23 protein-coding genes are annotated in these 22,707 nt (G+C 46.8%); 1 reads left to right on the top strand and 22 read right to left on the bottom strand.

All coding sequences use genetic code 11. From position 1 onward, the window contains the following. Positions 1–178: 178 nt before the first annotated feature. Positions 179–1,471, top strand: coding sequence for an outer membrane protein transport protein (locus tag C1S74_RS15580; protein WP_045397844.1), 1,293 nt, complete (start codon positions 179–181; stop codon positions 1,469–1,471). 90 nt (positions 1,472–1,561) lie between these two features. Here the strand turns inward: C1S74_RS15580 and C1S74_RS15575 are convergent, their stop codons facing one another. From C1S74_RS15575 to flhA, 22 genes are all read right to left on the bottom strand, one after another. Beyond that, complete coding sequence (locus C1S74_RS15575; RefSeq protein ID WP_038871377.1) at positions 1,562–2,341, bottom strand: MlaA family lipoprotein; 780 nt, start codon at positions 2,339–2,341, stop codon at positions 1,562–1,564. Positions 2,342–2,545: 204 nt separating this feature from the next. Continuing rightward, complete coding sequence (ccmI, locus tag C1S74_RS15570) at positions 2,546–3,763, bottom strand: c-type cytochrome biogenesis protein CcmI (RefSeq protein ID WP_039974175.1); 1,218 nt, start codon at positions 3,761–3,763, stop codon at positions 2,546–2,548. Continuing rightward, positions 3,763–4,248 (bottom strand): cytochrome c-type biogenesis protein, encoded by a 486-nt coding sequence (locus C1S74_RS15565; protein ID WP_038882176.1) that lies wholly within the window; start codon positions 4,246–4,248, stop codon positions 3,763–3,765. The genes ccmI and C1S74_RS15565 overlap by 1 nt, the downstream gene beginning before the upstream one ends. Next, positions 4,245–4,799, bottom strand: coding sequence for a DsbE family thiol:disulfide interchange protein (locus C1S74_RS15560; protein ID WP_010449576.1), 555 nt, complete (start codon positions 4,797–4,799; stop codon positions 4,245–4,247). The genes C1S74_RS15565 and C1S74_RS15560 overlap by 4 nt, the downstream gene beginning before the upstream one ends. A 1-nt stretch (position 4,800) precedes the next feature. Continuing rightward, positions 4,801–6,783 (bottom strand): heme lyase CcmF/NrfE family subunit, encoded by a 1,983-nt coding sequence (locus C1S74_RS15555; protein ID WP_045397840.1) that lies wholly within the window; start codon positions 6,781–6,783, stop codon positions 4,801–4,803. Next, positions 6,780–7,265, bottom strand: a complete 486-nt coding sequence (gene ccmE, locus C1S74_RS15550) for a cytochrome c maturation protein CcmE (RefSeq protein WP_038864807.1) — start codon at positions 7,263–7,265, stop codon at positions 6,780–6,782. Before ccmE ends, C1S74_RS15555 begins: the two co-directional genes overlap by 4 nt. Further along, the gene (gene ccmD, locus C1S74_RS15545) at positions 7,262–7,468 is read right to left on the bottom strand and encodes a heme exporter protein CcmD (protein ID WP_038864808.1); all 207 of its coding nucleotides are present in this window, start codon (positions 7,466–7,468) and stop codon (positions 7,262–7,264) included. The genes ccmE and ccmD overlap by 4 nt, the downstream gene beginning before the upstream one ends. A gap of 11 nt (positions 7,469–7,479) precedes the next feature. After that, a complete protein-coding gene (locus C1S74_RS15540) occupies positions 7,480–8,223 on the bottom strand; it encodes a heme ABC transporter permease (protein WP_038864810.1) in 744 nt (247 codons plus the stop codon). 109 nt (positions 8,224–8,332) lie between these two features. Continuing rightward, entirely contained in the window at positions 8,333–9,001 is a 669-nt protein-coding gene (gene ccmB, locus C1S74_RS15535; RefSeq protein ID WP_038864811.1) for a heme exporter protein CcmB, read from the bottom strand. Position 9,002: 1 nt separating this feature from the next. Beyond that, positions 9,003–9,620, bottom strand: a complete 618-nt coding sequence (gene ccmA / locus C1S74_RS15530; protein ID WP_045397838.1) for a cytochrome c biogenesis heme-transporting ATPase CcmA — start codon at positions 9,618–9,620, stop codon at positions 9,003–9,005. Positions 9,621–9,818: 198 nt separating this feature from the next. Continuing rightward, positions 9,819–10,310: a DUF2802 domain-containing protein gene (locus tag C1S74_RS15525; protein WP_045397837.1), complete on the bottom strand. Its 492-nt coding sequence runs from the start codon at positions 10,308–10,310 to the stop codon at positions 9,819–9,821. A gap of 14 nt (positions 10,311–10,324) precedes the next feature. Continuing rightward, positions 10,325–10,819, bottom strand: coding sequence for a chemotaxis protein CheW (locus tag C1S74_RS15520; protein ID WP_038864816.1), 495 nt, complete (start codon positions 10,817–10,819; stop codon positions 10,325–10,327). A 35-nt stretch (positions 10,820–10,854) separates the two neighbouring features. Then, entirely contained in the window at positions 10,855–11,958 is a 1,104-nt protein-coding gene (locus tag C1S74_RS15515; RefSeq protein ID WP_045397835.1) for a chemotaxis protein CheW, read from the bottom strand. Next, positions 11,948–12,727 (bottom strand): ParA family protein, encoded by a 780-nt coding sequence (locus C1S74_RS15510; protein WP_045397833.1) that lies wholly within the window; start codon positions 12,725–12,727, stop codon positions 11,948–11,950. The genes C1S74_RS15515 and C1S74_RS15510 overlap by 11 nt, the downstream gene beginning before the upstream one ends. Before the next feature lie 8 nt (positions 12,728–12,735). After that, positions 12,736–13,851 carry a protein-glutamate methylesterase/protein-glutamine glutaminase gene (locus C1S74_RS15505; RefSeq protein ID WP_045397830.1) on the bottom strand — a complete coding sequence of 372 codons (1,116 nt, stop codon included), beginning with the start codon at positions 13,849–13,851 and terminating at the stop codon, positions 12,736–12,738. 29 nt (positions 13,852–13,880) lie between these two features. Then, positions 13,881–16,118: a chemotaxis protein CheA gene (locus tag C1S74_RS15500; RefSeq protein WP_045397828.1), complete on the bottom strand. Its 2,238-nt coding sequence runs from the start codon at positions 16,116–16,118 to the stop codon at positions 13,881–13,883. Positions 16,119–16,127: 9 nt separating this feature from the next. Beyond that, positions 16,128–16,868 carry a protein phosphatase CheZ gene (locus C1S74_RS15495; protein ID WP_045397826.1) on the bottom strand — a complete coding sequence of 247 codons (741 nt, stop codon included), beginning with the start codon at positions 16,866–16,868 and terminating at the stop codon, positions 16,128–16,130. Between the two features lie 119 nt (positions 16,869–16,987). Further along, positions 16,988–17,356 (bottom strand): chemotaxis response regulator CheY, encoded by a 369-nt coding sequence (gene cheY / locus C1S74_RS15490; protein ID WP_017635949.1) that lies wholly within the window; start codon positions 17,354–17,356, stop codon positions 16,988–16,990. 45 nt (positions 17,357–17,401) lie between these two features. Beyond that, positions 17,402–18,136, bottom strand: a complete 735-nt coding sequence (locus C1S74_RS15485) for an RNA polymerase sigma factor FliA (protein ID WP_038882136.1) — start codon at positions 18,134–18,136, stop codon at positions 17,402–17,404. Continuing rightward, positions 18,129–19,016, bottom strand: coding sequence for a MinD/ParA family protein (locus C1S74_RS15480; protein WP_045397824.1), 888 nt, complete (start codon positions 19,014–19,016; stop codon positions 18,129–18,131). The genes C1S74_RS15485 and C1S74_RS15480 overlap by 8 nt, the downstream gene beginning before the upstream one ends. Positions 19,017–19,030: 14 nt before the next feature. Then, positions 19,031–20,542: a flagellar biosynthesis GTPase FlhF gene (flhF, locus tag C1S74_RS15475; RefSeq protein ID WP_045397822.1), complete on the bottom strand. Its 1,512-nt coding sequence runs from the start codon at positions 20,540–20,542 to the stop codon at positions 19,031–19,033. A gap of 28 nt (positions 20,543–20,570) precedes the next feature. Next, the gene (gene flhA, locus C1S74_RS15470) at positions 20,571–22,670 is read right to left on the bottom strand and encodes a flagellar biosynthesis protein FlhA (protein WP_038872072.1); all 2,100 of its coding nucleotides are present in this window, start codon (positions 22,668–22,670) and stop codon (positions 20,571–20,573) included. Positions 22,671–22,707 lie beyond the last annotated feature (37 nt).

Raw genomic sequence — 22,707 nt, 5'->3', positions numbered from 1 at the left:
ACAAGTGTTCGCTGAGATTTTTTCACACAGCCATTACAGTTAGATAGATCTTCTATATATATATAAATATATAGATAATTGACCTAAAAACACTGTTTTATTGGCTTTTCGTTTTTAAAGTAATAACTCTAGACGTAAACTTTCGCCCCACGTTATAAATAACTCAGCGAACATTACAATGAAAACCAACAAGACTCTCCTTTCAGCAGCAGTGGCATTCGGCCTACTAAGTACTTCAGGCGTTGCAAACGCAGCAGGTTTCCAACTTGCAGAGTACTCAGCAACAGGCCTAGGCCGTGCGTACGCTGGTGAAGCAGCAATGGCTGATAACGCAAGTGCACAATGGCGTAACCCAGCAATGCTAACGTATCTAGAAGGCACACAAGTGTCTGTTGGCGCTATCTATGTAAACCCTAACGTTGATGTTGATGGTCAAATGCACCTTGGTGGCGATAGAACACTTCCTGCTAGCTCTCATGACTTTGCACACGATGCAGTCGTACCAAACTTTTACCTTTCTCACCAATACAATGAAAAAGTAGCTGTCGGTTTTGCTCTTGGTACTAACTACGGTATGGAAACTGATCTGGGTAAAGACTTTGCGGCAACGAACTTTGGTAACCAAGCTAGTGTTTTCTCTATGGAAGCAAACCTAAATGCTGCTTACAAACTGAATGAAGCGGTAAGCATTGGTGGTGGTATCCGTTACATCATCGCAGATGGTAGCATTGGCGCAGTGATGCCACCTCAGATGGGTTTAGTGAAACCGACTTTACCGGGTCAAACACTTAAATACATGGAAGGTGATGACACCGCTTGGGGTTGGCAAGTGGGTACTACATGGCAGATCAACGATAACAACCGTATCGGTTTCGCATATAAATCAGCGGTAGATCTGACCCTAGAAGGTCACGCGAATGGTCTTGCGTTCAACCCAGTGAACCCTAACGCGAAAAAAGCAGGTTCAATGGACCTTACCTTGCCAGCAACAGCTGAACTAGCGAGCTTCCACCAACTAAATGACCAGTTAGCAGTACACGCAAGCATTAACTGGACAGATTGGAGCAGCTTTAAAGAGCTAGTGGCAGATTTCCCTGATTCATCTGATCTGATTAAATCTGAAAACTGGGAAGACAACTACCGCTTTGCTATCGGTGCGACTTACCAAGTAGACAGCAAGCTAGCACTACGCTCTGGTGTTGCATACGACATGTCAGCAGTTGATGACAAATACCGTACAACAACAATTCCAGAGACTGACCGCCTATGGCTCAGCATTGGTGCAGGCTACGAATGGTCTAAAAACTTAACGCTAGATGCTGGCTTTACTTATATCTTCGCAAAAGATGCGTCTATCAGCGAGCCTCGTGATGCTTCAGACAACGAAGCGGCACTTCTAGGCGGTGCGTTTACAGGTGAAGTAACAGGTAACGTATGGCTAATCGGTGTTCAAGCGAACTACAAGTTCTAATTTGAACGCTATTTATCGATAAAAGAAAGTTACCGATAAAAAGAAAGGCTTGGTTTTCACCAAGCCTTTTTGTTTGTCTGTAGAAAACGTTTAGAAGTCTTCTTCTAAGTACTCGTCCAAGTACGCTTCTTCGTCCTCGTTCACTTCATCCGTATTGTTGATTTCTGCTTTGAAATCTTGACGCTGAAGATAAATATCACGCGTTAATACGTATGGATCTGGAGAGGCTTCTAACTGCGCTTCTTGTGGAACAATCAGTGCACGCTTTTCCATACCTTCCAATGCCCACTTACCAAGACCAGCCCAGAAGTTAAGGTAAGAAAGCGGCAAATACATACCATCTACCGTATCTGTTACTTCGCGCAACGTATATGGGCCGTAGCCAGGTACCATGAAGTAAGGACCATTTCCTACTCCATAATGACCCACCACACTACTGAACTCTTTGTTATCGTATTTGGTGATACCCGCCGCTGTCGCGATATCGAATAAGCCAAGTACACCAAAAGTCGAGTTAATCCAGAATCGGTTAAAGTGATCGACCGCTTTAGTGCCGTTTCCCATTACCAAATTGTTAACCACGCTTGCTGGCTCATCTAAGTTCGCCAAAAAGTTTGCGATACCTGAGCGAACTGGGACTGGCGTGTAGTCCACATACGCAAGAGAGATAGGACGAACCAAATACGGATCAAGGTAATCGTAGTTGATTTCCCACATCGCGCGGTTGAAGCCTTCTAACGGATCATAAACACCAGAAGTCGTCTGATTCGTTTCGTTTTCTTCTGTTGCCGCCTCTTCAGGCGCAGTCGAACAGCCAACCATTCCAACTGCAAACAACAACAAGAAGGTGGATTTACCCTTGTTATACATTCTGCGTTCCATAACGACGATTAATATACCTAAGCAACCTTAAAGATTGATGTACGCGATACTGCTCTTAAAAAGTCACTTGGGTATATAAATAAAGAAAGGCCAGCAAGCGCTGGCCTTCATCATTCTACTCGATAGTTGGTAGTCATACCACAAAAGCGATAGGACAATCACAAAGTGTCCACTATCAGAGACAGGATAGATTTATTGATACTGCTTATCGATCATCACATCCACTGGTTGACCAAATTCAACCGCTTCACTTTCGCCGTGCCAATCATGGTCACGAGTCGCTACGTTACCGTCAGAGTCGATACGAACACGTACCATCAGTTTCTCTAACGACGACAGCTTCTGCCCTTCCATCATCGCATTACCGTCGTCTAAAACCACGGTACGAGGGAAAGTCCCTAGTGGATAGCGCGCTGCTGCAACTGGCATTGGGGAGCCGTCTGCGCGGTGAATAGATACAATCAATACTGCATTTGGGTCCAATTGAGCTTCTGGAGCAACGTTAATCGTCACTGCCACGCTTTTATCTGGAGACACCGCCTCACCCATTTGCTTACGCGCACTTTCGATACTGCGACCTAGCATTTCGTAACGGCTATCCTCTGGACCAATCATCTGCTGCATGATGCCCCAGTATTTAATCGCTGCAGGGAAATCTTGGCGCTCAAACGCATCGAATGCCAACAGCGAGAATACACGTAGGTCGACATAGTCTTGCTGCATTAGCTTGCCAAGCAGAGAACGTGCTGTCGCTTGATCCATCTCGTCTTGAGACAGCATTAGAGCTTGAGCGTAACCGAGTTGTACGTCAGGATCTTTCGGCTCCAGCTTGTACGCTTTCTCCATTGCATCAATCGAGGTTGTGACATCACGATTAGCCAGAGCGATACGACCAAGAAGCAGCCAACCTGTTGAATCATCTGGTTGGTAATGCAGACGCGTACGAAGTGCTAATGATAAGTCATCCATTTCATCTTCGCTTAAAGGCTCAGACGATGCTGACATCAACTTCTTCGAAAGTTCAGGTAGGTTTGACGTGACTTCCTGCCACTTAACAACGTCCTGAGAAGCACCAAACTTGTAGTAAAGACCGTAACTCAATACCACTGTTAAAATAACCGAAGGAATCAATACCGCCATTGGAGAAACTTTGGTTTCGCCTTGTGTTTTTTCACTTGGGATGTCATCCAGTAGCGACTGTTTCAAATCAGAAATCAACTCGTCTTGGCTCTCGACCAAGCCTTCATCGGTTTCTTCTTCAAGCTCAGAAAGTCGGTCTTTATAGAACGCTTTGTTTAGCTCGTCACGTAATACTTCATCGTTGTTTGCTTTTTGCTTTAGCAGTGGCAAAGCGACCAACACGCAAGCAATCAGCGTTAAAACAACGGTAGAAATCCAAAATAGTGTCATTACTTCTTATCTCCGTTGTTCTCTTCATCAAGTAGCGCTTTAAGACGAGCTTCTTTGTTCTCATCCCAATTTTCATCGCTATCTTGAACAGTTTTTACTTTGGCTTTACGGCTGCGAAGCACGATCAAACCAAAGCCACCTAAAACAACAGCAAATGGACCGAGCCAAAGAATCGCGGTTGCCATGGTAAACGGAGGGTTATAAGTCACAAAATTACCGTAACGGGCAATCATGTAGTCAACGATTTCATCTTTAGACTTACCGTCTTTGGTCATTTCATAAACCTTGTGACGTAGGTCTTGAGCAAGCTCTGCGTTTGAGTCAGAAATCGTGTTGTTCTGACATTTAGGGCAACGAAGCGTATGACCGAGCTCTTTGAACTGTTGTTCTTGCTCTAAGTTATCAAACTCATACACTTCGATTGCAGCGTGTGCTGCAAGCGAAAATGTCATTGCAGCGAGCGCCGCTAGAATAAACTTTTTCATTGCTTCGCCTCCTCAACCAATTTGGTATAAAGCGGCTCTAGGGTCTCAGCCCAGTTACGAGGGTTCACATCGCCAACATGACGGTAGCGAATCACACCATTGGCATCGATGATGAACGTTTCAGGAGCGCCGTAAACACCAAGGTCTAGGCCCAACATGCCGCTTCCATCAAACAAGCTGATTAGGTATGGATTACCAAGGTCGTTTAACCAACCAATCGCTTTATTACGATCATCTTTGTAGTTCATACCGATGATCTTCACGCCTTTGCCTGCAAGTTCGTTTAAGTATTTGTGCTCAGCGTAACAAGTTGGACACCAAGTTGCCCAAACGTTCAGCAACAGCGGCTCACCTTTAAAGATCGACTGGTCGTATTGCTTACCCGGTTCCGCTAAATCTTCTAGGTGGAACTCAGGTACTGGCTTACCTACCAGTACTGATTCCAATTTTGTTGGATCGTCGCCGTCTTGGTTACGAACCAACTGAGTCGCGAAGATACCCGCCAAGACCATAAAAGCGACCAACGGGATAAATAAGACTTTCTTATTCATATTATGCTTCCTTTTCCGCTAGCTTTGACTTTCCGTCTTTCTTAGCCGTCTTGCGGAAGCGGTAACGTCTATCAGAGATAGCAAGCGCACCACCTAAAGACATGATCAATGAACCAGCCCAGATCCAACGAACGAATGGTTTGTAGTAAATACGTACTGCCCACGAACGGTTGTCGTCTAGACGCTCGCCCATCGCGATGTACAAATCACGAGTAATTCCGCGATCAATAGCCGCTTCAGTCATCATCGATTTCGCCGTGCGGTAGAAACGTTTTTCAGCGTGTAGCGTGTTCACGTACTTACCATCATTGGTGATTTCGAAGTCCGCGATGTAACCATCGTAGTTTGGACCATCTTTGTCACGTAGACCTGAGAAGTAGAAATCGTAACCGTAAATCTTGAAGTGCTCACCTGGCGCCAAACGTACGTCACGTTCGATGCTGTAGTTTTGCACCATCGCAATACCAATCACAGTAACGGCTAAGCCAATGTGACCAAGCATCATTGCCCAGTGGCTGCGTTGCAATTTACGAACACCTTCGCCGAAGCTGTGACGGTGCGTAGCACGCTCGTACAATTCAAAGCCATGCATTGCGATGATCCAGATTGCCATCACCCAACCGATGTAAGCCATCACTGAGAAGAAGTCAGCGAACAGGAACACGCACACTGCCGCTAATGCGAAGGCAAGCACACCGGAAACAATCATCGGCTTAATAAGCTTAGATAGATTATCGCGCTTCCAGCGAATCATAGGACCAATACCTAATAGGAAGGCAAACGGCATCATCAACCATGCGAACAGCATGTCGAAGAATGGCGCACCGATAGATACTGAACCAAGACCAATTTGTTTGTGAACCAATGGCAACAAAGTACCAACCAATACGACGACTAGCGCAGCAATCAGAAGCACGTTGTTCGCAAGTAGCGCGTTCTCACGCGAAACCAAATCAAAGTTACCACGAACACGAACCGCCGCCCCTTTCACTGCAAATAGCAGGAGTGAGCCACCAATGACGAAAACGAGGAAACCTAGGATAAACATACCGCGAGATGGGTCAGACGCGAACGCGTGTACCGACACCAGAATACCCGAGCGAACCAAGAAAGTACCGAGCAAGCTCAATGAGAATGCAGAGATTGCCAGTAATACTGTCCATGCTTTAAACGTACCGCGTTTTTCCGTTACCGCGAGAGAGTGCATGAGAGCCGTACCCGCTAGCCAAGGCATGAATGATGCGTTTTCTACTGGATCCCAGAACCACCAGCCACCCCAGCCAAGTTCGTAGTACGCCCACCAAGAGCCTAGTGCGATACCTAGTGTTAGGAAAACCCATGCAGCTGTAGTCCAAGGACGAGACCAACGAGCCCAAGCCGTATCAAGACGGCCTGTCATTAGAGAAGCAATCGCAAACGAGAACGCAACCGAGAAGCCTACATAGCCCATGTAAAGCATTGGCGGGTGAACAATCAAACCCGGATCTTGAAGAAGTGGGTTCAGGTCACGACCATCAACAGGGAAGAATGGCAACGTACGTAGGAACGGGTTTGAAGTAAGAATGATGAACAGCAAGAAACCGACTGAAATCATGCCCATCACGGCAAGCACACGTGCAACCGATTCTTGCGGCATACCGCGGCTAAATGTCGCTACAGCCACAGTCCAACCAGCTTGGATAAGCACCCAAAGCAACAGTGAACCTTCGTGCGCGCCCCAAACTGCCGTTAGACGATAGTACCAAGGTAGTTGGCTGTTTGAGTTACTTGCCACGTATTGCAACGTGAAATCATTGGTATAGAAACCCCAACATAAGATCACGAATGAGAAAAATAGCATGATGAACATCGACCAAGATAGCGGTCGTGCTGTATTCATCAGCATCGTGTTATTGCTTGATGCGCCCCATAACGGCAGTACGCTTAGCAGTACTGCCATCGCAAGCGATAAAATGAGGGCAAAGTGACCGATTTCAGCAATCATTGGTCGCTTCCTTGTTTTTGTTCAGTGGTGTACTGCAAAGGCTCATGGGTTTTCTTCATCGCTTCTGCAATTTCAGGTGGCATGTACTCTTCGTCGTGCTTCGCTAGCACTTCAAACGCTTCAACCGTTGTTGCATCTTTAAGTACGCCTTGAGCTACGATACCCTGACCTTCACGGAACAAGTCTGGAAGGATACCTTCATACACGATCGTCACTTTTGGACCCACGTCGTGTAGATCAAAACGCACTTTCAGAGAGTCTTGGTCGCGGCGAACTGAACCCACAACAACCATACCGCCGATACGCAAGCGTTGACCGACTTCCGGTTTCGTACCATCAGGCTTACCATTAACTAACTCTGTTGGAGTATAGAAAAGGTCCATATTTTGGTTAAGCGCATACAACATCAAACCAATGGTTGCACTGATGCCGATAAAGATAGCGAGGACAATGCCCAGCCTCTTTTTACGTCTCGGGTTCATAACGTGTTCTCCATATTCTTCGCCGCGTCGATACGCGCTTGGCGGTCAATTTTTGCTTGAACTTCTTTCAATAACGCATCCCCACGACGGACGCTTGAAATCAAAAGAATCAGCATAGACAAGAAAGTAATACCAAACGCGCTCCATACGTATGATGCGTAGCCACCCATGGCAAATAATTCGCTCAGAGATTCAAAATGCATGATTAATTACCTCACTGAGTTTTTTCAGATGCGAGTTTGCGAACCCAAGGACGGTGACTTTCTTTACTGATGATTTCATTACGGAAACGCACCATAGTCACTGCACCAAAGAAGAACGCAAAGCCAAAGATGTTCAACAACAGCGGCCAAAGCATGTTGGATGAAATGGATGGCTTTTCAAATTTCGTAATGGTTGCGCCTTGATGTAGCGTGTTCCACCACTCCACAGAAAAGTGGATGATAGGTAGGTTAACAACGCCAACAATCGCAAGAATACCAGCGGCTTTTGCGGCGGTTTTCTGATCGTCAAACGCGTGGTACAGCGCAATAACACCAAGATATAGGAATAGAAGAATGAGTTCTGAGGTTAGGCGTGCATCCCATACCCACCAAGTGCCCCACATTGGCTTTCCCCACACCGCGCCAGTAAGCAAAGCGATAAAAGTAAACACTGCACCAATTGGTGCCATGGCGAGTGCGGCCATTTCTGAAAGGCGAACCTGCCAAACCAAGCCAATAAATGCGGCAATGGCCATCGACATGTAAACACCCATCGACCAAATGGCTGAAGGCACGTGAATATAGATGATTCGGAAACTGTCGCCTTGCTGGTAGTCCGAAGGCGCGAACGCAAGCCCCCATACGGTACCAACCGACAGGCATACGAGGGCCAAAACAGAAAACCAAGGGAGAAACTTACCACTTAGGTGATAAGCTGCTTCAGGCTTGGCATAAGGATGTAGCCATTTCCACATGTTAAGTTCTCACTCTTACTTCAGGGACACTGTCTAGAGGGTCGAGACCGTAGCAGTGCTTTAATAATAATTCTTTGATCAAACGTCGCTTAATCCGCACTTTACTGAGTTAGTTAACACTAACTCTTAGCGCCGCGCTGATAGCAAACGGGGTGAGGGTGACGGCCCCCATCAACATGGCCCCTAAAATAGCCAGTTGTCCGTTATACGCGATACCTAATGCTGCAGCATCAATCGCGGATGTAGCGAAAATCAGAATTGGGATGTAGAGCGGCAGAATAAGCAAACTCAGAAGAACGCCGCCCTTTTGTAACCCAACTGTCAGCGCCACACCAATGGCACCGATAAAACTTAGCGTCGGAGTTCCGATCGCGAGTGTCAAAACCACAGACAACCAAGTATTGAAATCAAGAGAAAGCAGGATCGCCAATAATGGGCTAATCAGAATTAGCGGCAATCCAGTTAACAACCAATGTGCTATGACCTTAGAAATCACAACAAGTTGCAACGGAATTGGCATCAGCATCATTTGCTCTAGCGCACCGTCTTGAAAATCATCACGGAATAGACGCTCTAATGATAATAAGGCAGACAGCAACGCAGCAACCCAAACGATGCCAGCTGCAATACGTGCTAACAAATTAGGCTCTGGACCGATGCTAAGAGGGAAAAGTGTGATCACGATAATGAAGAACCACAGCGGGTTCAGGATGTCTGCCTGACGACGAAATGCAATCAACAACTCACGGCGGATAATGGTGGTCATGGACGAAATCATACTAATCACCCAATTTTATTTTTCTAAGTTTAGGGCTATCTGCAAACATATCTTGGTGTGTAGTCAGAATAACGATGCCACCATTATCAGCATGATTTGCAAACAATGATTCAAGCACCTTCACACCTTGTTTATCAATTGCCGTCAACGGCTCATCTAAAATCCATAGAATTTGTTTACTCAACCACAATCGAGCAAGCGCAACACGTCGTTGCTGACCGGCAGAAAGTTGTGCTACAGGCACATCTTCTCTACCTGCAAGACCAACTTGAGTCAATGCAGCAAAGATTTCGTCATCAGAAGAGCTGTTATTGTGAATAGATTGATAAAAGCGTAGGTTTTCGAATGCCGTCAACTCGCGTTTTACGCCAGTTTGATGCCCAAGGAAGAGCAAGTCTTGATGAAAGACGTCACGAGATTTTTCCGTGATTTCGCCTTTCCATTTGATGGTGCCCTCTTCTCTGTCCCCTAACCCGATAATGATTCGCAGCAATGTCGTTTTACCTGTGCCGTTTCGCCCTTCTATTTGGACAAGCTCACCAGGCTTAATTTCAAATTGCAGGTTTTCAAACAGGACCCTTTCGTCACGGATCGCAGTTAGGTTAGAGACTTCTAACATAGGGCTTCAACTAAAAAATGAATGAGCGGCTATATTAACACAGCTTAGTTGTGACAAAACAGGATAAGAAAGCGATGATGTATGTAAGTTCGTGAGTTTTTGTTAACTTATAGTCACATTTTAATAAAATTAACCATAAGTAATTATAAGTTTTTATTTTAAAAATAAAAAAGAAGCCGAAGCTTCTTTTTTCATCTTTTATCGACGTCTTCCACGAGGTGGATAAGTCGGGTCATCAGAGGGTTGACTGCTTAGTGGTGGAATTTTCTCTTTCCCTGCAAGTTTCTTCTGCAAAGACAGCATTAATTCAGCTTCTGCTTTCGGCAATTCACACTCTTCAATCAACTCGTTGATATCAGCACCAAGTTGAACCATTTTTGAAGCGCGACTATACAGTCTTCCATCTGTATCTGCGTGTTCTAGTTCGCGAATGCGTTCATTAAGATGTTGAATTACATCTTGTTGTTCAGTGACTTTTTGGCCTAAACCAACCACCACAGAACGCACTTCCAGCAGTTGTTTGTTCAGCTTTTGTACTTCTTTCTCAGCATTTCGCGCATGGGCACGCTGCTGATCCATTTGCTTTTGTAAGCCAGCACGCACGCGTAACTGCGTTAAAAGCAGAATCAGAAAAACAAAAGCCAAGCCGCCTGCAAATAGCGGCAAAGATAGGAAGGTTTCTTCAGCCATGATTCATCAGCCAATTATAGGTGAGCCATCTCATCCCATTCGTCATCGCTTAGTAGCTTGTTCAAATCAACAAGAATAAGCAGTTTACCATCACGGTTGCTCACGCCTTGAATGAACTTAGCGCTTTCGTCAGTACCTACAGATGGGGTTGTATCGATCTCAGAAGAACGTAGGTAAACCACTTCAGCAACGCTGTCGACTAGGATACCGATAACTTGGCGCTCAGACTCAATCACGATAATACGTGTATTGTCAGTCACTTCGCCTTCCATTAGGCCAAAACGAGAGCGAGTATCAATAACGGTAACCACGTTACCACGCAGGTTGATGATACCTAGCACGTAATCTGGCGCACCCGGAACTGGAGCGATTTCTGTGTAGCGAAGCACTTCACGAACTTGCATCACATTGATGCCATAAGTTTCTTCTTCAAGTTGGAACGTCACCCACTGAAGAACTTCGTCGTTCGATGTATCTTTCTTCACTTCAACTTCAAAAGCTTGAGACATAGTTAATCCTCGTTAATGTCGTTCCCGACCAAAATCTAATTCAGTGATTTTACATCTAAACCGGCGTTTAGCATGTCTATAAGTGCTTGGACATGAATTAAAGCACACATTTTTTCTTTCACCATACCCGCTAACCAAGGGCGTTTGCCGGCTTGTTCACGCCAACGGACTTTGTCGATATTGAGTGTTTCAGTTCCCATTAACTGGTTACTTGCCAACCCCCACATGCTTTCACCAAGCATGACGACATATTGGTAATTCTCTTTGTAGTCTTCATCACGAAGCTTATCTGCCATCACCCACTTTGCAGTGTCTACGACATCAAATTGCTGTTCGCGACTGGTTTGTAAACCCAAATACCAAGCAGGTCGACCGATTAAGTGATTGAGCTCTGTGATGCGATGAATGCCACCAAGCTCATCAAGCGGTACAGCGAACGTCACGTCGTTTACATCAAAGTACAATACTTGAAAGTCTTCACTACGTTGTGTGCTCTCCCAAGCGTCAGGTAGCTTTGCTCCCGCTTCGGTCTCCAGCTCTGTTTCAGTCTCGATGCGTTGTTCAATTTCCACATCGGCATCAAACTTTGGTTCAACCACTTCAACTTCTGGTTGAACCCAGATTGGTTCGGGTTGTTCAACCTCAATCGCAGGCACTGAATCTTCTTCAATGTTCCACTCTTGGATTTCTTCCACGGCTTCAACCGCCGTTTCGATTTCGATAACTGGTTCTTGTACGATTGACTTTGCTTCAGCAGCTATATCAATGGTGTTTTGTTCCAGAATGTCATCGATATCCAACTCTGCTACGACATTTGTAGATTCAAGCTGGCTTAATAATCGTTGTACATCCTCCAGATTGGGCGCTTCCAATGCTGGAGAATACATTTCGCTGTATTGGTAAGACTCGGGTTCAGCATAATGCAGTTGCAATTTTGGCTCTGGCTCTGGCTCTGGCTCTGGCTCTGGCTCTGGCTCTGGCTCTGGCTCTGGCTCTGGCTCTGGCTCTGCAGATGATAGTTCTTGAGCGAGCAAGTCAAGTGCTTCTTCTTGCTCAATAACTTCGACCTCTTCGCCAAGCAAAGCACTGAAGTAATCATCAAGTGCTTGTTCACTGGAAAGTACGTCGTTATTGCTCATCGAACGCTAGCCTCTCCAAGTAAATTAGCAGTTGCTTGTATGCAAACACGCCACGGCTACCAGAAGCAAAATGCGATGCTGGCAGATGCTTCAAGCTTGCATCACGGAATTTCGTGTCAATCGGCACCGCTGAGGTCCACACCTGATTCGGATAATCCTTTTTCAGCTGTGTTAACGTCTGCAACGAAGCTTTCGTGCGCTTATCGTACATAGTCGGCACGATAGTCACTTTGAATCCGCCCGGACGAGACTTTTGCATGATGGTTAACGTGCGAATCATGCGCTCTAAACCTTTCATGGCCAAAAATTCAGTCTGTACCGGAATTAAAATGCGATCACTCGCTGCTAGTGCGTTCACCATCATCACACCAAGAATTGGCGGACAGTCGATCAACACATAATCATAATCTTGAGCAACGGCTTGTAGAGCTCGCTTTAAGATCAACCCCATTCCGCTGCGGTTACCCATTACACGGTCGAGCGTGGCTAATGACATGTGCGCAGGGATAATGTCCATGCCGTCAAGATCCGTTTCTACGATCAACGGTTTTACCGTCTCACGAGTAAACGCCTTGAGCTGAAAAAGGTCGAACAAGCTCGACGTCACAGCATCAGGATCATAACCAAGGTACGTGGTCAGTGACGCATGTGGGTCCGTATCCACCATTAAGACACGATGGCCTTTTTGGCTTAATAGGCCTGCTAACGTCACGGTTGATGTCGTTTTGCCTACCCCACCTTTTTGGTTCGCTACACTCCAAACGATCATGATTTTTCCTACGCTAAGCCGACTTCGACCAGCATGCGCTCAGCAATACGGTCGAGAGGTAAATCTTCAGTGGATATACCCGCTTTCGCAACCGCTTGAGGCATGCCGTAGACGACGCAGCTTTCTTCGTCTTGAGCCCAAATAGTTGAGCCAGCCGATTTCAGCATACGCGCACCTTCACGACCATCAGCACCCATACCAGTCAGTACCATCGACAAGACTTTGTCGCCGTAGACTTTTGCCGCCGAGCCAAACGTTACGTCGACACAAGGTTTGTAATTCATACGGTCGCCACCATCGATAATACGAAGACGAGCAGCACCAGCACGACCATCAACCATCATCTGTTTACCGCCTGGGGCAAGATAAGCAACGCCAGCTTGCAACACATCACCATCTTGCGCTTCTTTCACTTGGATTTTGCATAGCGTGTTTAAACGACTCGCAAACGCCGCAGTAAAAGTCGCTGGCATATGTTGGATAAGCACGATTGGGTGCGGATAGTTTACAGGTAAGCGAGTTAGAATTTTTTGCAGCGCAACAGGGCCACCGGTTGAAGTACCAATAGCCGTTAACTGATACTTCTTACCAGACGCACGGAATTTCGCTGCCATAGAGCGATTTGGCGCAGATGCTATTGGCGTAGCCGCACGAGATGCTAAAGGACGTGTTGTCGAATTAGCCGTTGTCACCGCTGGTTTCGCACTAGGACGGCGCATAAACGCACGCTTGGAAGCGATTTGGATCACACGTTGTTGGAGCAGCGATACCGCTTCATCGCGATTACGTGCGATGTCTTCGAATTTCTTCGGTAAGAAATCCAACGCACCAGCGTCTAGTGCATCAAGTGTCGCTCTCGCCCCATCATGCGTCAGGGACGAAAACATCAGGATTGGCGTAGGAGACGCAGCCATGATTTCACGAACGGCAGTAATACCATCCATGACTGGCATTTCAATATCCATCGTGATGACGTCAGGCTTGAGAGATTTGGCTTTTTCCACCGCTTCTCTGCCGTTAACCGCAACATCAATCACTTCTAGGCGCGATTCTGAGTTGATGATTTCGCTTACGCGACGACGGAAAAAACTCGAATCATCAACGACTAGTACTTTAATCGCCATTTTATTCCTTTTATAAACCCCAGCTTCGCTTAAATGCGTGAAGCCGCAGCATATTGCTTAAGTAGGTCTGGCACATCAAGAATCAATGCGATGTGGCCATCACTGGTGATAGTCGCACCTGCCATACCTGGCGTGCCTTGCAATAGATTGTCTAATGGCTTGATAACCACTTCTTCTTGGCCGATAAGCGTATCCACCACGAAACCAACACGTTGGCTGCCGATCTGTACGATAACAACATGACCGTGCCCCGTACGTTCTTGTACTCGTGGAGACTTAGAAGCCAACCAGTTCTGCAAGTAAAACAGTGGAATAGATTTATCACGTACGATGATCGTCAGCTGGCCATCTACCACATTCGTGCGGCTAAGATCTAAGTGGAAGATCTCGTTAACGGAAGCCAAAGGTAGTGCAAATGGGTGACCGCCAACGCCAACCATTAGCGTCGGTAGAATTGCCAGTGTCAGCGGTACTTTGATCGTAATCTTCGTACCCTTACCTAATTCAGAGTCAATATCGATAGAGCCGTTTAGTGTATTGATCGCGGTTTTTACCACGTCCATACCAACACCACGACCTGAGATATCAGAAATCTTATCTTTGCTTGAGAAACCAGGAGCAAAGATCAAATTGAAACACTCTTTGTCAGACAGACGCGCTGCAGCATCTTCGTCCATCATGCCGCGTTTCACGGCGATACCACGAAGTTTGTTCGGATCCATACCACCGCCATCATCAACGATAGCCAGTTCGATATGATCGCCTTCTTGTGACGCAGATAGGATAACTTTACCAGTACGAGATTTACCTGCTTTCGCGCGGTCGTTTGGCATTTCAATGCCGTGGTCAACCGAGTTACGCACCAAGTGGATCAATGGATCCGCAAGCGCTTCTACCAGGTTTTTATCTAGGTCGGTTTCTTCACCGCGCATTTCAAGCACGATGTCTTTATTCAGGTTACGCGCCAAGTCACGAACAACACGTGGGAAGCGACCAAACACTTTCTTGATCGGTTGCATACGCGTTTTCATCACCGCACCTTGAAGGTCTGCGGTAACAACGTCTAGGTTAGCAACCGCTTTTGACATTTCTTCGTCGTTGCTGTTCAAACCAAGACTCAGTAGACGGTTACGAACCAGTACAAGTTCACCGACCATATTCATGATGGTGTCTAGTGTTGATGTATCAACACGTACTGTCGCTTCTGCTTGAGGTTTCTTAACTGCTGGTGCTTTCGCTTCTTCTTTTACTGCAAGAGGCTTAGCTTCCGGTTTTGGAGCCGGAGCAGGAGCGGCAGCAACAGGTGCAGGTTGAGGAGCCGGAGCGGGTTCCGCTTTTGGCGCTTCTGGAACAACGTTTGCTGATGCAGGCTTAGTCGCAAAATCGAGCTCTTCAAGAGAAGGACCTTTGCCTGAACCATGCAATTCGTCGAGGAGTTTTTCAAACTCTTCATCCGTCATCAAATCGCTGTCGTTCGAAAATGCAGAGCCGGCTAGTGCAGCAGGTTCTGCCGCTTTTGGCGGCTCAACTGGAGCAATTTCAGAAGCAGATGGGCTCTTACCAACACCATGTAGCTCGTCGAGTAACCTCTCGAACTCATCGTCAGTAATATCACCGCTATCGGTTGCCGGAGCATTCGCTTGAGTAGGCGTTGCAGGAGCTGCCGGTACAGGCGTCAATGCACCTGGTGCTGAGCCTTTGCCGTGCAGTTCATCAAGCAGTTTCTCGAACTCGTCTTGAGTAATTTCATCCACGGAACCAACACTCACTGGAGCAGAGCTTGCCTCTACTGGCACAGCAGGCTGCTCGATAGCAGGTTCAGGAATCTCTGGCGTTGCAACTGGTGCTTCTGCGACCGTAACAACCTCGTCTTCTGACTCTGGCTTGCACAAACGGTGAAGCTCTTCCAACAATGCTGGATCTGCCGCATCTAGTGGCTCACGATCTTGCACCGCTTGGAATTGCGTATTGACTGTATCCAGCGCTTTTAGCATGGTGTCCATCAAGCTTGGCGATACAGAACGTTGACCGTTTCTTAACACGTCAAACACGTTCTCAGCACCGTGACAAGTGTCAACCAGCTCTGCTAATGATAGGAAACCAGCACCACCTTTTACGGTGTGGAAGCCGCGGAAAATCGCGTTTAGGAGATCTTTGTCTTCTGGGTTATTTTCCAGTTCAACCAGCTGCTCAGACAGCAGCTCTAGGATTTCTCCAGCCTCAATGAGAAAGTCCTGAAGAATATCTTCGTCTAAATCGTAGCTCATACGTTACCTTTAAAATCCAAGACTGGACAACAAATCGTCGACTTCGTCCTGCGATGAAACCGCATCTTCCCTAAGTTCCGGATTCAGAATAGGGCCTTCAGCTTCGCTTGATTGCTTAATCTTTTTATCTGGCGGTTCTGGCAAAACTTGAGTCTGTTCTTCTGGTTTATTTGCAGAAAAGACGGTCAAGATCTCAACCAAGCGATCTTCCACTTCATTAGAAAGCGTGATCACACGGCGAATAATTTGACCCGTTAAGTCTTGGAAGTCCTGTGCCATAAGAATTTCGGTCAGTTGACCACGCAATTCAGTACTGTCACCTTCGACTTGAACTAACAGTTCATCGATACGGTGACAAAGTGTTTTGAAATCGCTTAATTCAATGCGTCCGTGCATGAGTTCGTTCCACTGAGGTCGAACTTGTTGAAGGCACTCATGCAGGTTATCGGCGATAGGTAAACAGCACTCAACCGCATCCATCGTTTTGTTTGCTGCCAGTTCAGTTTTATCAATCACATATTGCAGACGGTCTCTTGCATCCGGTATCTCGGCTTTTGCAATTTCTGTCATGCGTTGATCGAGGTTGAACTGCTTAAGTGAATCATGAAGGTCACGGGTTAATGTTCCGATTTCTTTAAGCATCGGATTCCCGTCGCCTTCATATATCGAGGCAACAAGCGTGTTAGCTTGGTCCTGTTCCCCGCTTTCTAGCATCTGAACGAGCGACTTCGCCTGCTCTAGTGAGATCATCCTGAATAGACCCTTTTTTACGTTTAGTGCTTTCTTTCGCTTTTTTGAGCGTCAACCGAGCCACCCTTTTGTATTAGGTATTAGGAGTGATGACTCGAATAACAAAGAAAAAGAGAGAGTTATAAACGTTCGAAAATTTTATCTAATTTTTCTTTTAGTGTTGCAGCAGTAAATGGCTTAACGATGTAGCCGTTAACGCCTGCTTGTGCTGCTTCAATGATCTGCTCACGCTTAGCTTCTGCTGTGATCATAAGAACAGGAAGGTGCTTTAATTCTGCATCTGCACGGATGTGTTTAAGCAAGTCGATGCCTTGCATACCTGGCATATTCCAGTCAGTTACAACAAAATCGAAGTCACCTTTTTTCAGCATTGGTAATGCAGTTAAACCGTCGTCCGCTTCTTGAGTGTTATTGAAACCCAAGTCACGAAGCAGGTTTTTAACAATACGGCGCATTGTTGAGAAATCGTCAACAATAAGGATCTTCATGTTTTTATTCAAAATTGCCTCCACTGAATCGTAAAATCAGTGTGTTTAGTCATTTTGTGTCCACGCACTGAGCTTGGTGCGTAAACGTTGCATCGCTTGACTCAGTATTTGGCTTACGCGAGATTCGCTCACGCCCAACACATCGCCAATCTCTTTCAAATTGAGTTCTTCGTCATAATAAAGCGAAAGTACCAAAGCTTCACGCTCTGGAAGCTGTTTTATTGATTCAACCAGTGCTTTTCGAAACGATTCATCAGCTACGCCCTTAAACGGGTTGCTGTCATCGGTTTCATCCGCGGGTGAAATCACATCATCAGAGACGCCTAAATCCTCAATGCCCACTAACCTTGAACAGTTTATGTCGGTCAGTGCACTATGGTATTGATCTAACGTCATACCAAGGTGTGCTGCGACTTCAGAGTCAGACGGGTCGCGATTTAGAATGCCTTCCAGCTCCGCTACCGCTTGGTTAATTTCACGATTGTTTTTATGAACAGAACGAGGTACCCAGTCGCCTTTGCGAATGTCATCTAACATTGCACCACGAATGCGGATACCTGCATAAGTTTCAAAGCTCGCACCTTTAGAACCATCATAATTCTGCTGAGCTTCGATAAGGCCGATCATACCGGCCTGAATTAAATCCTCTACCTGAACACTCGGCGGCAAACGGCCTAACAGGTGGTGAGCAATACGCTTGACCAACACAGAATAACGTTCAATGAACGCCTGCTGGCTATTAAACTTGCCATGTTGGTCATAGGTAATCGCTTTATTCACCAAAAGGGTCCTCTGTGAATTCGGTACGATTTAGCAATCTTTCTACAAAAAATTCTAAGTGTCCACTTGGTGTTTTCGGCAGTGGCCACGTTAGTGCTTTATTCGCTAATGAGCTGATTGCTAAAGCCGCTGGAGAACGAGGGAATGCATCCACAACGATCTTTTGTCGTTTAACGGCTTGTCGTACTTTATCATCTAATGGAATACATGCTACGAGTTCAAGGCTGACATTCAAGAAGCGCTCTGTGACTAGTGTCAACTTTGCGAATAATTCTCTGCCTTCACGGTAGCTTCTGACCATATTTGCAACAACTTTGAAGCGTTGGACCTGGTGTTCCTTACTCAACAGCTTGATTAATGCGTAGGCATCTGTGATGGAAGTCGGCTCATCGCAAACCACAACCACAACATCTTGAGCTGCTCGTGAAAAACTAATCACCATGTCGGAAATGCCCGCTGCTGTATCAATCAGCAATACGTCCATTTCATCTTCAAGACTACCAAATGCACGGATGAGTCCAGCATGTTGAGCAGGAGATAGCTCGGTCATGCTTTGTGTGCCAGAAGTTGCAGGGATTATCTTTATACCATAAGGGCCTTCAACAATCGCATCTTTTAGCTCACATTCACCCGAGAGGACATGCCCTAGGTTACGTTTTGAACGGATTCCGAGCATAACGTCCACATTGGCTAGACCTAGGTCAGCATCGAGAACCATCACCTTCTTGCCTTGGCGAGCCATACAAATCGCCAGACCCAGTGTTACGTTTGATTTACCCACACCACCTTTGCCGCCAGTAACAGCAATTACTTTAGTCAATGATGGTTGTGTTAAGCGACGGAGGCCGCTTGCTTGATCGTGTATCATATTCTCAGTCATAGTAGTCCGCCGCCCTAGAGTCCTTCGCTGTCACTGTTCCAAAAGTGAGGTTCGTTCTCTGTCGACTTCTCTAACAGTTCATTTGCTTTCGCAATCATGTATTTTGGTTGTGCTATCACAATGTCTTCTGGCACGCGCTGACCATTGGCAATGTAGGCCACTGGCATCGCGTTCTGAATCACCACGCTTATAAATTCACCCAAGCTCAATGATTCATCAAGCTTAGTCAAAATACAGCCCGACAACGGAATGCGTCGGAAATGATCCAGTGTTTCTTGTAGAACACGACGTTGTGCGGTAGCCGGCAAAACAAGGTAGCTGTGAATCACTTCTCCACTCTCTTGCATTAGCGTATCGAGCTGTTCAGAGAGCCTTACGTCTCGCTGCCCCATCCCTGCCGTATCGACCAAAATCAGTCTTCTGCTTCGTAGCTGATATATAACATCGGCTAACTCGTTAGAATCTTTAGCAACTCTTACGGGACAACCCATAATTCTTCCGTAAATTGAGAGCTGCTCATGTGCACCTATGCGATATGTATCTGTTGTCACAAGGGCTACATTGTCGGCCCCAAACTCCATCGCCGCACGTGCAGCAAGCTTGGCTACAGTCGTGGTTTTACCCACACCTGTTGGACCAAGCAACGCAACGACACCACCACGTTTCAAAATATCTTGCTTTGGAATTGTGATTTGATCCGCTACAAGAGAAAGCAATGCCTTCCACGCTCGTGCCGGTTTGGTATCTTCTGGAATGTAGCAAGCCATTTGGTCTGCAAGCTCAGGCGAAACACCCATGCGTTCCAAACGCTTAATCAACATCGCGCGCAATGGCTCTCGGCGCTCAACTTCTTGCCACATCAACCCAGAGACTTGGTGTTCGAGCAGACGGCGAATCGACGTCATCTCTTCACGCATATTCTCCAACTCATCCGCAGAGTCGTCGCGCTCATCCGAAGGACGGCGACGGTCGTAACGGGTTGGATCCAACTTTGGTGTCGGACGCTCAAAACGGCTGTCTTGGGCAATCAACTTCGCCAAGGGCGAGTCTGGTTGGTAAGGCGCTGGCTTCTCTTGGTTATAGCTTTCACGGTGCTTATTTTGGCGCTGCAGCAATGCAGACAAAGAATCTTCGTTCTCTGCCACATGGTCATCAGACTCGGCCGCACCGCCACTGTATTGCTTGAGCATGTTCGCGAAGCGTTGTGTCATCGAGCCTGATTTTTCATTGTTCGCGTTTAGGCTGATTCTGTCTTCATCTAGACGGCGATCTTGATAACGCTCAGCCGTGGATGACGACGTTTGACGAGGTTCGCTATAACGATTTGGTTGAGCTGCGCCACGGTTGGGAAGAGAGTGCGCTTGCGAAGTCGGGGCTGCGTTAGACTCGCCATCTATTGCTGCAACAATCTCTACACCGCCCGCCACTTTCTTATTCGACATGATCACGGCTTCTGCACCAAGTTCTTCTTTCACTTGGAGCAGTGCGGTTCGCATGTCTTTGGCAAAAAATCGTTTAATCTTCAAACTATGAATCCATTAATGATGCGCGGGATTAGTTACCCACGGCTTGCACAATTCTGATCTGTTTTTCGTCCGGTATTTCTTGGTAAGAAAGTACACGGAGGTTAGGTATTGTGTTCTTAACAAACTTCGCCAGTGTGGAACGCAATACGCCAGATGTCAGTAGAACCGCTGGCTCACCTTTCAGTTCTTGTTCTTGTGTCGCTTGGCTCAAGGAGGACTGAAGTCGCTCTGCTAATCCCGGCTCTATACCTGCAGATTCGCCCCCTGATGCCTGCATGGTTTGATGCAATATTTGTTCCAGTTCAGGAATCAGTGTTATCACTGGCAGCTCTGGCTCTATACCATTGATTTCTTGAACAATTAGACGTTTCAAGCTGATACGAACAGCGGCAGTTAAAATGTCAGGTTCTTGACTCTTACTTGAGTACTCGGCCAAGGTCTGCACTATAGTTCGAATATCGCGAATTGGAATGGCTTCGTTGAGTAGGTTTTGCAACACTTTTACTACCACACCAAGCTGAAGTTGGTCAGGCACAAAGTTCTCCACCAGCTTAGGAGCACTGCGTCCCAACATCTCCAACAGATTCTGTACTTCTTCGTGACCAATTAACTGCGATGCGTTGTTGGTGAGTAGTTGGCTTAAGTGCGTCGCCAATACGGTTGAAGAGTCAACAACGGTATAACCCAACGCTTGTGCGTGTTCACGTTGCTCTTCACGAATCCAAACCGCTTCAAGGCCGAATGCCGGGTCCATGGTTGGTTCGCCTTCAATCATGCCATAAACCTGACCAGGGTTGATTGCCAGCTCTTGGTCAGGGCGAATTTCGGCCTCACCAACAGCAACGCCCATCAAGGTAATACGATAGCTGTTTGGGGTCAGTTCTAGGTTGTCGCGGATATGAACCGCAGGAATAAGGAAACCGAAGTCTTGAGAGAGCTTTTTACGCACGCCTTTCACACGCTCAAGCAGTTCGCCACCTTGGTCTCGGTCCACCAATGGGATCAAACGGTAGCCCACTTCCAGACCGATTATATCGACTGGTTGTACATCGTCCCATGACAATTCGCGTTGAGAAATGGGTTCGCTGCCATCTTCCGCTTTGGCGGGTAAGGCCGGTTCTTTGGCTTTTTGTTTTTGCTTCTTATCAAGCCAGTAAGCAGCACCACCAGCAACAGCGGCTAATGACAAGAACGAGAAATGCGGCATACCCGGCACGATACCCATCACACCAAGAATGGCAGCGGTGATCATGAGGGCTTTCGGGTTGTCGAACATCTGGAAAATCAGCTGTTCACCCATGTCTTCATCAGTATTTTGACGCGTTACCATCATCGCGGCTGCGATAGACAATAGTAGCGACGGAATTTGAGCCACCAAGCCGTCACCGATGGTCAGCAAGGTGTAGATTTGCATCGCTTCTGAGAAGCCCAAACCATACTGTGCCATACCAATCGACAAACCGCCGATGATGTTGATGAACAGGATTAAGATACCGGCAATCGCATCGCCTTTAACAAACTTAGACGCACCATCCATTGAACCGTAGAAGTCGGCTTCTTTGGTCACTTCAAAACGGCGTATGCGTGCTTGGTCTTGGTCAATCAAACCGGCATTCAAGTCCGCGTCGATCGCCATCTGTTTACCCGGTAAGGCATCCAGAGTGAAGCGAGCACTCACCTCAGAAATACGACCCGCACCTTTGGTAACCACCATAAAGTTAATGATCATCAAGATTAGGAATACGACCAAACCCACGGCGTAGTTACCGCCAATCACAACGTTACCAAAGGCTTCGATTACGTTACCAGCGGCGTTGCCCCCTTCATGACCGTAAAGTAGTACCACACGCGTAGACGCCACGTTCAATGCAAGGCGCAATAAAGTTGCAATAAGCAGTACTGTTGGGAATGCGGCAAAGTCGAGTGGACGACGTGTGTAAACGGTCACTAACAACACCACCATGGCTAAGGCGATGTTAAAGGTGAAGAATAAATCCAGCAGGAACGCAGGAATAGGCAAAACCACCATCGCAAGGGTGGCCAGTACCATAACAGGCGCACCAATGGCAGGCATGGAACGCTGTGGGATCTTTGGCAATTTATCTGCAAATGGCAGGCTTAACTTCATACTGCGAGGTGTCTCAATCGGTCTGGAGCATCACGTA

Source organism: Vibrio hyugaensis (genome assembly GCF_002906655.1).
Taxonomy (GTDB): Bacteria; Pseudomonadota; Gammaproteobacteria; order Enterobacterales; family Vibrionaceae; genus Vibrio; species Vibrio hyugaensis.
This window is presented reverse-complemented; position numbering and strand designations above follow the sequence as displayed.